We start from the raw sequence: 14,631 nt of genomic DNA, 5'->3' as shown, positions 1-14,631 counted from the left end.
GGGCGCCACGCGATGCCTCGCGCCGTGGACAGCGCTGCCAAGGGGGAGGGGCTACGCCGCGCCGTAGTCCCGCGCGCCGAACAGCGCGCTGCCGATGCGGATCTCGGTCGAACCTTCCTCGATGGCCAGCTCGAAGTCGCCGCTCATGCCCATGGACAGGCGGTCCAGGGACACGCCCTCGATGCCGTCGCCGCGCAACTGGTCGCGCAGTTGGCGCAGCCGCGCGAAGCAGGCGCGCACGGCCCGCGGGTCGTCGGAATTCACTGCCAGCGTCATCAGCCCCTGCACGCGCAGCGCGGGACAGTCGCGCGCCACGGCGCGCAGCAGGGCGGGCAGTTCGTTGGGCTCCAGACCGAACTTGCTGGGCTCGGGCGAGGTCTTCACCTGCACCAGCACGTCCAGCGTACGGCCCTCGGGTTCCAGCCGGCGCTGCAAGGCCTCGGCCAGTTCCAGGCGGTCCAGCGATTGCACCTCGAAGGCATCGCGCGCCGCGTCCTTGGCCTTGTTGGTCTGCAGATGGCCGATCATCACCCAGTGCAGGCCCAGGTCGGCCAGCGGGCCGGCCTTCTGGCGGATCTCCTGCGTCTTGTTCTCGCCGAAGCGGTGCAGCCCCAGCGAGGCGGCCTCGCGCACCGCGTCGGCGTCGAAGGTCTTGCTGACGGGCAGCAGCGCCACGCTGTCGGCGGGACGCCCGGCCCGCTCGCAGGCGGCGGCCATGCGCGCGCGGATCGCGGCCAGACGGCCGGCCATGGAGGTCGCAAAAGAGGTGCTCATGGATGTGCTGCCACCAGAAACGAGGGTGCCCCGAGGGCTCGTTCCCCGATTATCCCACCAAGGCGCGCCCGCGTTGACCCTGCCTGGGCACAGGCATAGAATCGGCCGCAATTCATCTATATCTAAACTTCCTTCTTCCGGCCCGCGTGCCCGTTCCGCGCGCCCTACCTTTCTTCGCCGCCCACCATGTCCGCCGCAGCGCCGCAATATCCCTTCGCCGTCCCTTTCCAGCAGCAGTACATCCCCCCGATCCGTTCCCTGATGCCTTACGCGCTGCGCCCGGGCACGGTATCGCTGGCCGGCGGCTATCCCGCGCAAGAATTGTTCGACATCGAAGGGCTGAGCGAAGCCTCCACCCAGGTGCTGGCGCGCCTGGGCTCCTGCCTGCAGTATTCCAACATCGACGGCCAGGCCAGCCTGCGCCACCAGCTCGCACGCCTGTCCGGACAGCGTGGCGTGGCGTGCGATGCCGATACCGAACTGGCCGTCACCGGCGGATCGCAGCAGGCCATGGCCCTGGTGGCGCGCGTGATGCTGCAGCACGGCGATCACGCCATCGTCGAGAACCCGGCCTTCCCCAACACGGTGAACGCGCTGTCGTACACCGGCGCCACGGTGCATACCGTGCCGTCCGGTCCGCTGGGCATCGACGTGGATGCGCTGGACGAGCTGGCAGGCCGGGTCAAGCCCAAGATCGTCAGCGTGGTGGCCTCGTTCTCGAACCCGTGCGGCGCCACGCTGGCGCGCGCGCAGCGGCAGCGCCTGCTCGAGCTGGCGGCCAAGCACGAGTTCCTGATCGTCGAGGACGATCCCTATGGCGAACTGCGTTTCGCCGGAGAGATGATTCCGCCCATCATGGCGCTGGCCGAGGGTGAGCAGCGCAACCGCGCCGTGTACATCTCCAGCATGTCCAAGACCATGGCGCCCGGGCTGCGCACCGGCTGGCTGGTCGCGCCCGCCGAGGTGCGCCGCCGCTGCGTGGCCGCCAAGGCCGCCGACGACATGGCCTGCCCGGCCTGGATCCAGGAAATCGTCGCCCAGTACCTGGCCAACGACCGCTATGCCGTGCACGTGCCGCGCATCCGCGAGGCCTATGGCAAGCGCTGCGACGCCATGGCCCGGGCGCTGGAGCGCGAGATGGCCGGCCACATCGAATTCATCAAGCCCGAGGGCGGCATGTTCTTCTGGGCGCGCCTGACCGGCGAGATCGACGCCACGCGCCTGTTGCCCTACGCCATCGAGAAGGAAGTGGTCTACGTGCCGGGCAAGGCGTTCTACGCCGACGAGGCCGGCGCCGACCGCCACGCCATGCGCATGTCGTTCGCCACCATGAACGAGGAACAGATCGCCCTGGGCATCCAACGCCTGGGCCTGGCCATGCAGGCCTGCGAGGCCGGCGAACCGACCTCGATCGTGCTGCCCTGAGGCCCGCGGTGGGCCGCTGGCCCCGCTCCTGGATATAAGCAACCCTGCCAGGGAAATTTGGCGGCGCGGCCCACTGTCGCTAAGCTTCTTGCATCGCGGCGGCGCCATCCGGCCCGCCTACCGAAGGAGAAGCAACATGAATATCCTGAAAACGGCACAGGTCTTGCTGGGTACGGCCCTGGCAGTCGGCGCGTTCGGCACTCAGGCCGCCACGCTGGACGTGGTCAAGCAGCGCGGCGCCGTCACTTGCGGCACCACCACCGGCTTTGCCGGGTTCTCGGCGCCCGACGACAAGGGCACGTGGAAGGGCCTGGACGTCGACCTGTGCCGCGCGGTCGCCGCCGCCGTGTTCGGCGATGCTTCCAAGATCAAGATCGTGCCGCTGAATTCGCAGCAGCGCTTCACCGCCCTGCAATCGGGCGAGATCGACGTGCTGACGCGCAACACCACCGTCACGCAGCAACGTGACACCGCCCTGGGCATCATCCACGCGGGCGTCAATTTCTACGATGGCCAGGGTTTCCTGGTGCCCAAGTCGCTGGGCGTGAAGAGCGCCAAGGAACTGAACGGCGCGTCCATCTGCCTGCAGACCGGCACGTCCAACGAGAACACGCTGGCCGACTGGGCGCGCGCCAACAAGGTCACGTACAAGCCCGTGGTGATCGAGACTTTCGACGCCGTGGTCAGCGCCTTCGCCTCGGGCCGCTGCGATGTGTTCAGCACGGACGCATCCGGCCTGGCGTCCATCCGCATCTCGAAACTGCAGAAGCCCGATGACTACGTCGTGCTGCCCGAGATCATCTCCAAGGAGCCGCTGGGCCCCTTCGTGCGCCAGGGCGACGATGCCTGGCTGAACGTGGTGCGCTGGTCGCTGTCGGCCATGATCGAAGCCGAGGAATACGGCGTCACCTCGGCCAACGTCGACGAACAGCTCAAGAGCGAGAACCCGAATGTGCGCCGCATCCTGGGCGTCACCCCCGGCGCCGGCAGGAACCTGGGCCTGGACGAAAAGTGGGCGTTCAACATCATCAAGCAGGTGGGCAACTACGGCGAGAGCTTCGAGCGCAACGTGGGGCAGGGCAGTTCGTTGAAGATTCCGCGCGGTTTGAACAAGCAGTGGACCGACGGCGGCCTGATGTACGCGCTGCCGATCCGCTGATGAGTCTGCGGCAATAGCCGGCGACCGCGGTCAGTCCACGGCCAGGCCGGCATCGGTCGGGGCGTCGGACAGCCGTCGGGGCAACGTCAGCGTGACCCGTGTGCCGGTCGTCCGCGCCTCGATGCTCACGGCGCCGCCCAGGATGGCCGCGCGTCGGTCCATGTTGCGCACGCCCGCCCCGCCCTGGCCCGTGCCCGCGCTCGGGATGCCGTCGTTTTCGATGACGATGCGCGCGGCGCCCTGCTGGCCGGCGTCGCCACGCACCGAGATGCACGAGGCGGGGCCGTGGCGTACCGCGTTGGTGACGGCTTCCTGCACGATGCGCATCACGTGCAGCGCATGCGTAGGGGTGACGCCCGCAATGTCGGGCAGCCGCATCATCGACCATTCCAGCGCTACGCCCAGACGCTTGAGTTGGGGTTCGAGCCGTTCGCGCAGGCCCGACAGCGCCGCCACGAGTTCGCGGTCGCCGATGTCCATGGAGTGAATCACCAGGCGCAAGTCATCGAGCGCTTCGCGCGCGGTGCGCTCGATGTCGGCGGAGCGTCCTCGTTCGGCCTGCGCGATGATCGACGCCAGGTGGCCACTGAGCCCATCGTGCAGGTCCATTGTCAGCCGGTGGCGCTCTTTGCTTCGCACGCGGCAGACCGCTTCGTTGCGCTCTTGGTCGTGCAGGCGGCGCAGTTCGGCCTCGCGCTCGGCCAGCCGCCGTTTCAGCAGGGCGTTGGCGCCGTCCACGCGCATCAGGCTGCGGCCCAGGCGGCGCATCAGGATCACCGCGATCGCCACGATCAGCAGTTGCCGGTAGTACAGCGAAAGCAGGATCGGACCGTCCAGCGCGCCGGCGATGATCGCGCCATCGTGCAGCGTGGCCAGCGAGAAGAAGCAGAGAGGCAGCAGCAGCAGCCAGGCTTCACGCACTTTCTTCACCAGCGCACCCCAGGCCGAGATGGCTGCCGTGATCAGCGGCGAGGTCACCATGATGGCCGCCACGCCGACCGCCATGGCGCTGGCGGGCGCCGCGCCCGATGCCATGACGAGCAGACCGGCGCCGGGCACGGCCGCCACGCTGGCGCACAGCCATAACGGCGGCTTGGTGCCGTTGATCTTCAGCGCGATGACGTGAAGGATGAACATGCTCGACATGTTGACCATGAGAGCATAGGGTAGCCAGTCGAACACGTCCGGTATCACGTCGCGCAGGAGTCCCACGTACGAGACCGTGGAAACGCCATGCAGCAGGAACAGCCAGCCGTACAGGGACTCCTGGGGCCGGTACAGCCAGGCCATAAGTGTCGCGATGGCCAGCAGCAACTGGCAGGCCAGCACCATCATGCGCGTGTGCTCGAACAGAAAGATCCGCATGCGGTAATACGGCGCGACCTGCTGTGCGGTCCCCACATACAAGGCCGACAGATAGCCGGGCGTGATGCCGGGGGCTTCGAGCAGGATGTCGATTTCGTGGCGACCCGCAGCCAGGTGGCGGCCCGACAATGGCACCAGCGCTGAAACACCCAGCGTGATGCCCGGGATCAGCGAGTCCGTCCCGGTGTCCTGCACCGTATCGCCATCCAGTGCGATCACCGCACGGTAGCTGAGCATGGGAATGAACAGATAGAGCGGCTGGGCGGGCGCGTCGGCCAGTTCGAAGGCCATGCGGTAGCGGCCCTGGGCGCGCGGGCGATCCTGCGCGTGGGGCAGGCCGATTTGCCGGGGTGGCTCGTCCTCCTTGGAGAACGTGGCGTGGCCGATCCTCAGGGCAGCGGAGGGCTCGGGCAACGTCAGCCACAGCGGGGCGCTGGCGATCACCGCTGCCAGCACGGCCAGCAGGGCGCCGAACCATCGTTGGATCATAGCCATATCAAGCCCAGGCGCGAGGCCTCGAAGACGGCCTCGGACCGGTTGCCGACCTGCAGCTTGCGATAGATGTTCTTGATGTGTACGGGTACGGTCTGGCGCGACAGGCCGAGCTGTTCGGCCACTTCGGCGTAGGTCAGGCCCTTGGCGATACCGCGCAGGATGTCCATTTCGCGTGGCGTCAGCACGGCGGCCTGTTGGACGCGAGGTCCAGGCGGGACTGGCGCGGGCTGGCCGCGCTCGCCCAGGCGCCGCACGATGACGCGTGCGATCGACGAGGAAATCGGCGAACGGCCGGCGCGCAGTTCCTCGATGGCTTCGATCAGTTCGAGGGCGTCGATGTCCTTGAGCAGATAGCCTGTGGCGCCCGCCTCGATGGCCGCGATCACGATCTCGCTGTCGGCCAGCGCCGAGATCACCATGGCCTCGGCCTGGGGGCGCAGCGCTCGCAGCCGACGGATGGCCTGGATGCCGTGGCCGTCCGGCAGGCACAGGTCGGCGATCAGCAGGTCGATGGGCTCGCTGTCCAGGACGGCCATGGCCTCGCCGAGCGTGCCGCAGGCCGCCACCAGATGGCCGTCCGCCCATTCCGACAGGATCGCCGTGAAGCGCAGGCGCAGTGATTCGTCGTCTTCGAGTAACAGCGTGCGGCAGCGCGTGGCGGGGCTGCCGGGAGCGCTGTCGGTACGAGTGCGCACGGTGCCGCAGTCCATCGGGCCTACCCTTTTCATGGTATGGGCCGGCGTCGAACCGGCGTTTAACATTGTTACCTTTCAAGTTTGTCATGGGCAGGATGGCTTGTCATCCCGTCCGTCACGATGAAAAGGATTCCATGTCCGCGGCCGCAAGAAAGTCCCGGCTTTTCCTGATGGCATTCATGGCGCCGGCTTTCGCGCTGCTGATCGCGTGTTCCGATCGCAACTCGGCCAGCGACGGCGGTCCGCCCGAGCCCGCGGCATCGGCCAAGCCCAACATTCTTTTCATCGTGCTGGATGACCTGGGCGTGGACCAGATGGCATCCTACGGTTACGGCGGCGTTGCGCCCGCCCGCACGCCCAACCTGACCGCCATCGCTCGGGCGGGCGTGCAGTTCCGCAACGCTTGGGCCATGCCCGATTGCACCCCTACGCGGGCCACGTTCTTCACAGGGCGCTATCCCTCGCAGAACAATGTGCTGAACGCGCTGGTGGCCACCGATCTGGCCAATTCCGCGGTCTCGCCCTATGAGGCGACGTTGCCCAGGCTGTTGAAGACCCAGGGCTATGCCAGCGCCCTGATCGGCAAGATGCACCTGACGGGGTCGGACCTGAACGGCGCGGTCAGCCTGCCGTTCGGCTATGACAGCATGTGGAAGCTGGGCTGGGACTATTTCGACGGCTTCCTGGACGGCGCGCCCTACAACATCGACACCCGCGCGGGCCTGGCGAGCAAGGGCGCCGACGTCGATAGCGGTCCGTATACCTGCGGCTTCGTTCCGACCACCCGTATCGACGCCGCCAACGGTGCCGATTCCGGCGCGTGCTATTTCGCTGGCGGCACCTGCATGCAGATGTCGATCGGCGGGGACGTCACCACGCCGGGCCGCACCTGCATGGAGCGCGGCGGCATCCTGGATCCGAACCAATCCTGCCGGGCCACTGCGCCCAGCTACATCGACTTCTCGGCACAGAACGGCTACTACACGGGCCGCTGGGTCACGAGCACCGCCGACGGCAATGGCCGCGTCGCCCCGGCCTCCGAGGCGTCCTCGCGCGGCTACCGCAGCATCCTGGAGACCCAGCGTGCCATCGACTGGGCCGCGCGGCAGCCTTCCGGCCAGCCCTGGATGATGACGGTGGGCTATGCGGCCATCCACGCGCCCCTGCAGGTGCCGCCAGTGGCGCTGATCGCCGAAGGCACGCCGGGCCGCAACGACGACCTCGTCTGCTCGCCGCGGGCCGAGGCCGAAGGCTTGCCGAACCTGGCGCAGGCCGCCGCCGTCGTGGACGACCACCTCATCACCAACCTGATGATCGAGGCCGTGGACCGCAAGATCGGTGACCTGCTGGTCGGCTTGAAGCTGGCCACGTACCACGACGACGGTACGCTGAACTACCAGCCCGCGCGGACCAACACCCTCGTGGTCATCGTGGGCGACAACGGTACCTACGTGAACAGCGTCAAGTTCACCTCGCCCGGCAAGTTCGATCCGACGCGCGCCAAGGCTTCGCCCTACCAGACCGGCGTCTGGGTGCCGCTGCTGGTGGCCGGCCCGATGGTCGCCTCGCCGGGACGCGAAGTGCCGCACATGGTGGGTTCGGTCGACCTGTACCGCCTGTTCGCCGACGTCGCGGGCGCCGACGCGAACACGGGCGTCGTGGCGGGCCGCCCGCTGGACGCGCAACCCATGCTGGCGTACCTGACCAGCGCGCAACAAGCCGCGATCCGCAGTACCAACTTCACCGAGATGGGCACCAACCTGAAGGCGATCGGGTCGGAAGGCAACGAATCTCCCTGCGTGGTTCCTGCCGCCGGTAACGTCTGCACCACGCTTTTCCCGCAGAAGGGCGTGTGCCTGGCCCAGGGCGGCATCTGGTATGGAGACAACCTGTCCAGCGACACCAGCGGCCTGCCGGCCGAGGGATTCCGCAATTGCTGCCAGGTGCAGGCGTATCGGCTGGACCTGGGCGAGACGACCACCTTCCTGCCCACCGCCACCAAGGCCGTCACCGACGGCACCTACAAGCTGGTGCGCCAGACCCGCAACCAGTGCGAGCCTGCCATGGGCGCGGCCGCCGATCCCAAGGACTACCGCTACAGCGCCACGGGTTACGACGTCACCGACGAGCTCTACCAGACCGATACGGCCACGCCCGATCCCGTGCTGGACAAGGAGGGCAGCCAATTGGCGCTGGCGCCCGCGCCTCTCGATACCTCGACCCTGAGCGCCGCGCAGCGGCAGATCTATGCCGCGCTCGAGACCGAGATGGATCGGCACGACGCCGTGGCCCGCTACAACCGCGACTATGACAGCGTCAATTGCCCGGGCGACGGCAACCGCGACATGGTGGTGGACCGGAAAGACCTGGACAACTGGCTGGAACTGAGCAAGTTGAACAACGGCAATTCGAGCTGGTACGACCTGAACCACGACGGCAAGACCGACGAGGCCGACCGCCAGATCATCCAGAACAACCTGGGCAGAACCTGCCATAACAGCTAGGCGACACTGATGACCTGCTTCCTTTTTTCCAAGCCTGTCCGACGATCCTCCCGCGCCGTGCGCCTGGGCCTCGCTGTCCTTGCCGCCGCCTGCCTGGCTGCCTGCGGCGGCAAGGACAGCGGCGACTCGTCCGCCGACACCCCCACGACGCCGCCGGTGGCAAACGCGAAGCCCAACATTCTTTTCGTCATCATGGACGACGTGGGCATCGACCAGATGTCGAGCTTCGGCTATGGCGGCGCCACGCCGCCGCCCATGCCGAACATCGACGCCATCTCGCAGGCCGGGATCAAATTCCGCAACACCTGGTCGATGCCGGAATGCTCGCCGGGGCGGGCTGCCTTCTTCGTCGGCCGCTACCCGCTGCGCACCCATGTCTATCAGGCCATCGGCCCCAATGACCTGGCCAACTCGCAGATCAGCCCCTATGACCAGACCGCGCCCAAGCTGCTCAAGCAGGCGGGATACGTCAGCGGCATGTTCGGCAAGTTCCATCTGGCCGGGCCGGAGAACAACCAGGCCGGCAATTCGACGCCGGCCCAACTGGGTTGGGATTACTTCTACGGCTGGATCGGCGGCCTGCCCGGTTCGATCGACACCACCGCGGGCGGTGCCCATGCGCAGGGCAGCAAGGTCTGCGGCTTCGACCAGAGCCGTATCGGCGGCGCCTGCTATCACGCCGACGGCACCTGCCAGAGCGTGCCCGCCGCCACGCTGACCCGCGACGCGCCGGGCCTGCAGTGCCTGACCCAGGGCGGCGTGTTCGCCAGCGGGCAGGCATGCGGCGCCAGCGCGCCCGCCGGCCTGAACTTCAGCCAGGAGAACGCCTACTACGTGTCGCCTTTGGTGATCGTCTCCGACGGCAAGGTCGAGGAGGTGCCGCTGACCGATGCGCGGGCGCGAGGCTATCGCACCACGATCGAGACCGACGCCGCCATCCGGTGGATCAAGTCGCGTCCGGCGGACCAGCCGTGGATGGCTACCGTCAGCTACTCGGCGGCGCATACCCCCTGGCAGCAGGCGCCCGGGGCGCTGGCGCCGCGTACCGGCGCGGGTGCCGGGGGCGACGTGATCGACACGCTGGATTGCACCAGCAACGCCGCCGGACGCATCATCCAGAACCAGATGACCGAGGCCATGGACACCGAGTTCGGACGCCTGATGGTCGAGACCGGCCTGGCCACGCGCAATGACGATGGCTCGCTGGCCTACGATCCGAAGGCCAGCAATACGATGATCGTGATCGTGGGCGACAACGGCACGCTGGGCTACACGGTGAAGGCGCCGTTCAACCAGTCGCTGGCCAAGGGGACGTCGTACCAGACCGGCGTCTGGGTGCCGCTGATCGTGGCTGGCCCGAAAGTGGCGCAGCCGGGCCGCGAAGTGGCGCACATGACCAATACGGTCGACCTGTTCCAGCTGTTCGGCGAACTGGCGGGCCTGGACGTGCCCGGCAACGTGCCCCGCACCATCGATTCCGCGCCGATGCTGCCGTACCTGTCCAATCCCGGCCAGGCCAGCGTGCGCACCCTCAACTTCACGCAGGCCGACCTGAACCTGCAGGCCAACGGTGCGACGAACTCGCCCTGCGTGATCAACCGCGATGCCAGCAATGGCACGGGGGGCACCTGCACGCAGATTCCCGTCTCCAAGAGCGTCTGCGAGGACAATGGTGGCGTCTGGTGGGGGGCGGGCTACACCGACGCCAGCGTCGTGCCCAATGGCGGGGCGGGCTATACGCGATGCTGGGAGGCCAACCAGGCCATCTACAAGAACGATGCCGCCAGTCCGCTGATCACGGTGCTGACCCAAAGTTCGGTGGGCATCCGTGACGACGATTACAAGGTCGTGCGCACCACCCTGGTCGACTATGACTCGGTCAACGACACCAGCAAGACCGTGTCCACCAACGAGTTCTACGAGGTGGACGAGGCCCCTGGCGCCCCCAAGATCGAGGATCCCTCCTCCAACAACCTGCTGGCTGGCACGCTCAGCGCGTCGCAGCAGAGCGCCTACGATACGTTGACGGCCAGGATGGACGAGATATTGGCGTCCGAGCCCGAATGTCCGGGCGACGGCAACAAGGACGGCGTGGTCGATTCCACCGACGTCGACAACGCCGTGCGCCTCATCCAGGATTGGGGAAAGTCCAGTGTCTATGACTTCCCGGCGGGTGCCCTGTACGACGGCAAGACCGACGCTGACGACCTCTCCGTCGTGCAGCGGAACATGAACGTGACCTGCCCGAAAAGCCATGCGCGCTATTGACAAGAAGCGGCTGGCCGGCGCCGCCGCGCTGATCATTCTCGGGGCCGCGGGCTGGCTCACCGCCCGAGCCGTGTCCACGCCGGCCACGCCGCCCGCCATCGCGGTCCGCCCCATCCTGGGCAACGGCGTCGACACGCCCAGGGACATGGCCTGGGTGCCGGGCGGCGCCTTCCTGATGGGCAGCGACAGCAAGCTCGCCGTGGCCAACGAACGTCCCGCCCATTCTGTCCGGGTACGCGGTTTCTGGATGGACGTGGCCGACGTCACCAACGACCAGTTCGCCGAGTTCGTGCGGCAGACCGGCTATGTGACCACCGCCGAACGCAAGCCCGACTGGGATACCGTGCGTGTGCAATTGCCGCCTGGCACGCCCCGTCCGCCGGATAGCGCGTTGGTGCCCGGCGGCATGGTGTTCACCGGGGCCAGTGCGCCGGTGCGGCTGGACGAATACTGGAAATGGTGGAGTTTCGTGCCCGGTGCGAACTGGCGCCGTCCGCAAGGCCCCGCCAGCGACATCTCCGACAAGGGCAGTCACCCCGTGGTGCAGGTCAGCTACGAGGATGCCCAGGCGTATGCCAAGTGGGCGGGCAAGCGCCTGCCGACCGAGGCCGAATGGGAGTTCGCCGCGCGCGGCGGACTGGAGCAGGCCAACTATGTCTGGGGCGACGAGCTGGCGCCCGGCGGCAAGAAGATGGCCAACTACTGGGATGCGGGCCAAGGGGCCTTTCCCGTGATGCCTGCCGATGCCAAGGTCGGGGCGCCGGGCACGCAGCCCGTCAAGACGTTCCCTGAAAACGCCTATGGCCTGTACGACATGACCGGCAACGCCTGGCAGTGGGTGGCCGACTGGTATCGCGCCGATTACTTCGCACGGCAGGCCGGCAAGTTGGCAAAGGGCGGGGCGATCGACAATCCCGCCGGCCCCTCCGACAGCTACGACCCGACCGATCCCGGGGTGCCGGCCAACGCGCCGCGGCGCGTCATACGGGGCGGTTCGTTCCTGTGCAACGAGAATTTCTGCACGTCATACCGTCCCAGCGCACGGCGCGGCGCCGATCCTGACAGCCCGATGTCGCACCTGGGCTTCCGGCTGGTGCAGGACGCTGCGCCGCCCCCGTCTATACCGGGCGGTACAACGCCGAAATCTTGACGAACGCCGCCTGCAGCTCCCGCGTGCCGCCCTGGAACACCACGGGGCGGCCTCGGTGCGGGAACACCACCAGTCGTTTCGAGAACAGCAACGGAATGAACCGGGCGAAGTGGATGTCCTGCCAGGCAATGTCGCGTGGCCGGATCCAGCTTTGGTGCAGGCCGTTTTCGTCGATGGTGGTGACGGAGGTCTGCATGTACAGGGACACGAATCCCAGGGCCAGGAAGCACAGCGCCACGAAGCCCGCCATGAACCAGTTGGCATGCTCCTGGGGCATGCGGATGGCGGCGCTGATGGCTTGCACGCCAACGGTGGCCAGCACGATCCAGGCCAGGATGCGTACCCAATCGGGCCAAGCCTGGCCGGAAAGCGGGAGCGGGCCGATTTCGTTGAGCAGCGCTGCGTGTTCCAGGTTGCTGGGGGCGGATGACGCGTCGGTCATGATGCGGGCGGGTTCCTCGTCGCGTAAAACAGGCCGCAGGGCGGGGACGCCGCCCATTCTACGAAAAACCGCGCCGCCCGGCGTGATTTGTTTCTGTCAGGCGGCGCGTTTGGCCGCCACGGCGTTGCCAGCCCGGCTGCCGCCTGCGCGTTGCAGGTAGGCCGAGATCCATTGGCCCGTGTCCACCACCGCGTCGAAGTCCACGCCCGTCTCGATGTCCAGGCCGCGCAGCATGTACAGCACGTCCTCGGTCGCCACATTGCCGGTGGCGCCCTTGGCATAGGGACAGCCGCCCAGGCCCGAGGCCGAGGCGTGGAAGATGCCGATGCCGACTTCCAGCGACGCCAGGATGTTGGCCAGCGACTGGCCATAGGTGTCATGGAAATGACCCGACACGCGCGCGGGGTCGATCACCTGCGTCACGGCGCTCATCACCTCGCGGACGCGGCGCGGCGTACCCACCCCGATGGTGTCGGCCACGTCGACCTCGTCGCAGCCCAGCGCCATATAGCGGCGCACCACGTCCACCACGGCCTCGATGGGCACCTCGCCCTGGTAGGGGCAGCCCAGGGCGCAGCTGATGCTGCCGCGCAGGCGCACGCCTGCGGCCTTGGCCGCTTGCGCCACCGGTTCGAAGCGGGCGATGGATTCGGCGATGGAACAGTTGATGTTCTTCTGCGAGAAGGCCTCGCTGGCGGCGCCGAAGATCACCACTTCGTCGGCGCGGGCCGCCAGGGCGCCTTCCAGGCCCTTCATGTTGGGCGTGAGCACCGAATAGATCGTGCCTGGACGGCGCGCGATACCGGCCATGACCTCGGCCCCGTCGGCCATCTGCGGCACCCATTTGGGCGACACGAAGGACGCAGCCTCGACGTTGGCGAAGCCGGCGGCGGACAGCCGGTCGATCAGCTCGATCTTCACCTCGGTGGGCACGAAGGTCTTTTCGTTCTGCAGGCCGTCGCGGGGCGCGACTTCGACGATCTTGACGCGGGTGGGCAATGCCATGGGGAAATCCTGTCTCGGGGATGAAGGGCCGGGCGTGGGCACCCGTTTTCCTCAATAGTAGTCCCGCCGGGGCGGCTGCGTCGCGCCGCGAGGCCGGGCCCGGCTATTTCAGGCGCTGGAAGCGGCCGCCGTCGATGCGGGCCACGTAGCCCGTCAGTTCCAGTTCGAGCAATTGCGCCTGCAGGGTGGACGTGTCCAGGCCGGTGCGTGCCTGCAGCGTATCGGGGTGCAGGGGGTCGAAGCCCAGCGCGCGCAAAAGGGGATGTTCGGCGTGGTCGTCGGCGGGCTCATTGGAGGCCGGCTTCGCCGGGGGCGACATGGTGTCCGACCTTGGCTGCCGCCTGCTCTTGCGGCCGCGCGGCGGTTCCGCGGGGGCGACGCCTGTCGACCCCAGCTCATCGGTGATGTCCTGCGCCGTCTCGACCAGCTTGGCGCCCTGGCGGATCAGGGCATGGCAGCCGCGCGACAGCGGGGAATGGATCGAGCCGGGAATGGCGAAGACCTCGCGTCCACCTTCGGCAGCCAGCCGCGCGGTGATCAGCGAACCGCTCTGCTTTGCCGCCTCGACCACCAGCACGCCGCGCGCCAGGCCGGCCACCAACCGGTTGCGTTGCGGAAAATGGTGCTTCAGCGCAGGCGTGCCCAGCGGCAGTTCGCTGACCAGCGCGCCGTGGGCGGCGATACGGTGCGCCAGGTCGCGGTGGCTGGCCGGGTAGACCCGGTCGATGCCGGTGCCCATCACCGCCACCGTGCCCGCGCCGGCCTCGCCGGCCAGCAGGGCGCCCTCGTGCGCGGCGGCGTCGATGCCCTGCGCCAGGCCGCTGATCACGCACCAGCCGTGGCCGGCCAGGTGCCTGGCAAAGGCCCTTGCGTTGTCCTCGCCGCCGGGGGTGGCGCTGCGCGCGCCGACCACGGCCAGGCCGGGGGTCGTCAGCCGTGCCGGGTCGCCCGTCACGTACAGCAGCACGGGCGGATCGGCGATATTGAGCAATTGCTGCGGATAGGCGGGATCGGACAGCGTCAGGATGTGGCGGCCGGGCTCGGCCACCCATTGCAGGGTGCGTTCGATCTGCGCCAGGACCTCGTCGGAGGGCGGCCCGGCCAGCTGGATCGCCAGGTTCTGCGGCACGTGGCGCGCCAGCGTGGCGGCGCCGTGGTCGTAGATCTGCTCGGGCAGGCCCAGGGCCGCCAGCAGCGTATAGGCCGTGGCCGGTCCCACCCCGGGTTCCAGGGACAGGCGCAGCCAGGCGGAAAGTTCGGCGGGGGAGTGCGACAGGGGCATTGAAAAATCGGGCGGGACGGCACGAGCCGCAGGCCTCGGACCGGGGAAAGACGCACAGTGTCGCATG

11 protein-coding genes are annotated in these 14,631 nt (G+C 68.0%); 5 read left to right on the top strand and 6 right to left on the bottom strand.

Annotated features, from left to right (window positions below; translation table 11 throughout):
* Positions 1 to 51 precede the first annotated feature (51 nt).
* Positions 52 to 774 (bottom strand): YggS family pyridoxal phosphate-dependent enzyme, encoded by a 723-nt coding sequence (locus tag A7W11_RS21010; protein ID WP_066418611.1) that lies wholly within the window; start codon positions 772 to 774, stop codon positions 52 to 54.
* Between the two features lie 186 nt (positions 775 to 960).
* On the opposite strand from A7W11_RS21010, the gene A7W11_RS21005 reads away from it, so the two are divergent.
* Both A7W11_RS21005 and A7W11_RS21000 read left to right on the top strand, forming a co-directional pair.
* Positions 961 to 2,199: an aminotransferase-like domain-containing protein gene (locus tag A7W11_RS21005; RefSeq protein ID WP_066418600.1), complete on the top strand. Its 1,239-nt coding sequence runs from the start codon at positions 961 to 963 to the stop codon at positions 2,197 to 2,199.
* A gap of 136 nt (positions 2,200 to 2,335) precedes the next feature.
* A complete protein-coding gene (locus A7W11_RS21000; protein ID WP_066418597.1) occupies positions 2,336 to 3,358 on the top strand; it encodes an amino acid ABC transporter substrate-binding protein in 1,023 nt (340 codons plus the stop codon).
* A gap of 30 nt (positions 3,359 to 3,388) precedes the next feature.
* Here A7W11_RS21000 and A7W11_RS20995 read toward each other — a convergent pair whose 3' ends face one another.
* Complete coding sequence (locus A7W11_RS20995) at positions 3,389 to 5,212, bottom strand: sensor histidine kinase (protein ID WP_066418590.1); 1,824 nt, start codon at positions 5,210 to 5,212, stop codon at positions 3,389 to 3,391.
* Complete coding sequence (locus A7W11_RS20990) at positions 5,209 to 5,913, bottom strand: response regulator (RefSeq protein WP_235816933.1); 705 nt, start codon at positions 5,911 to 5,913, stop codon at positions 5,209 to 5,211. Before A7W11_RS20990 ends, A7W11_RS20995 begins: the two co-directional genes overlap by 4 nt.
* Before the next feature lie 134 nt (positions 5,914 to 6,047).
* Between A7W11_RS20990 and A7W11_RS20985 the strand changes: the two genes are divergently transcribed.
* The 3 genes from A7W11_RS20985 to A7W11_RS20975 are packed head-to-tail and all read left to right on the top strand — an operon-like array spanning position 6,048 to position 11,835.
* Positions 6,048 to 8,417, top strand: coding sequence for a sulfatase-like hydrolase/transferase (locus A7W11_RS20985; RefSeq protein ID WP_066418587.1), 2,370 nt, complete (start codon positions 6,048 to 6,050; stop codon positions 8,415 to 8,417).
* A 9-nt stretch (positions 8,418 to 8,426) separates the two neighbouring features.
* The gene (locus A7W11_RS20980; protein ID WP_066418585.1) at positions 8,427 to 10,685 is read left to right on the top strand and encodes a sulfatase-like hydrolase/transferase; all 2,259 of its coding nucleotides are present in this window, start codon (positions 8,427 to 8,429) and stop codon (positions 10,683 to 10,685) included.
* Positions 10,672 to 11,835, top strand: a complete 1,164-nt coding sequence (locus A7W11_RS20975) for a formylglycine-generating enzyme family protein (protein ID WP_082887400.1) — start codon at positions 10,672 to 10,674, stop codon at positions 11,833 to 11,835. The genes A7W11_RS20980 and A7W11_RS20975 overlap by 14 nt, the downstream gene beginning before the upstream one ends.
* Here A7W11_RS20975 and A7W11_RS20970 read toward each other — a convergent pair.
* The 3 genes from A7W11_RS20970 to dprA all read right to left on the bottom strand — a co-directional run bounded on the left by A7W11_RS20970 (position 11,804) and on the right by dprA (position 14,564).
* Positions 11,804 to 12,277, bottom strand: a complete 474-nt coding sequence (locus tag A7W11_RS20970; RefSeq protein WP_066418582.1) for a hypothetical protein — start codon at positions 12,275 to 12,277, stop codon at positions 11,804 to 11,806. The genes A7W11_RS20975 and A7W11_RS20970 overlap by 32 nt on opposite strands.
* 96 nt (positions 12,278 to 12,373) lie before the next feature.
* Complete coding sequence (locus A7W11_RS20965) at positions 12,374 to 13,282, bottom strand: hydroxymethylglutaryl-CoA lyase (RefSeq protein WP_066418579.1); 909 nt, start codon at positions 13,280 to 13,282, stop codon at positions 12,374 to 12,376.
* Between the two features lie 103 nt (positions 13,283 to 13,385).
* Positions 13,386 to 14,564, bottom strand: coding sequence for a DNA-processing protein DprA (dprA, locus tag A7W11_RS20960; RefSeq protein WP_066418576.1), 1,179 nt, complete (start codon positions 14,562 to 14,564; stop codon positions 13,386 to 13,388).
* Positions 14,565 to 14,631: the final 67 nt, after the last annotated feature.

It is taken from the genome of Bordetella ansorpii (genome assembly GCF_900078315.1).
GTDB classification, from domain to species: domain Bacteria; phylum Pseudomonadota; class Gammaproteobacteria; order Burkholderiales; family Burkholderiaceae_B; genus Bordetella; species Bordetella ansorpii.
Note: the sequence above shows the minus strand (reverse complement) of the source record. Positions and strands in the feature narration are given on the sequence as shown.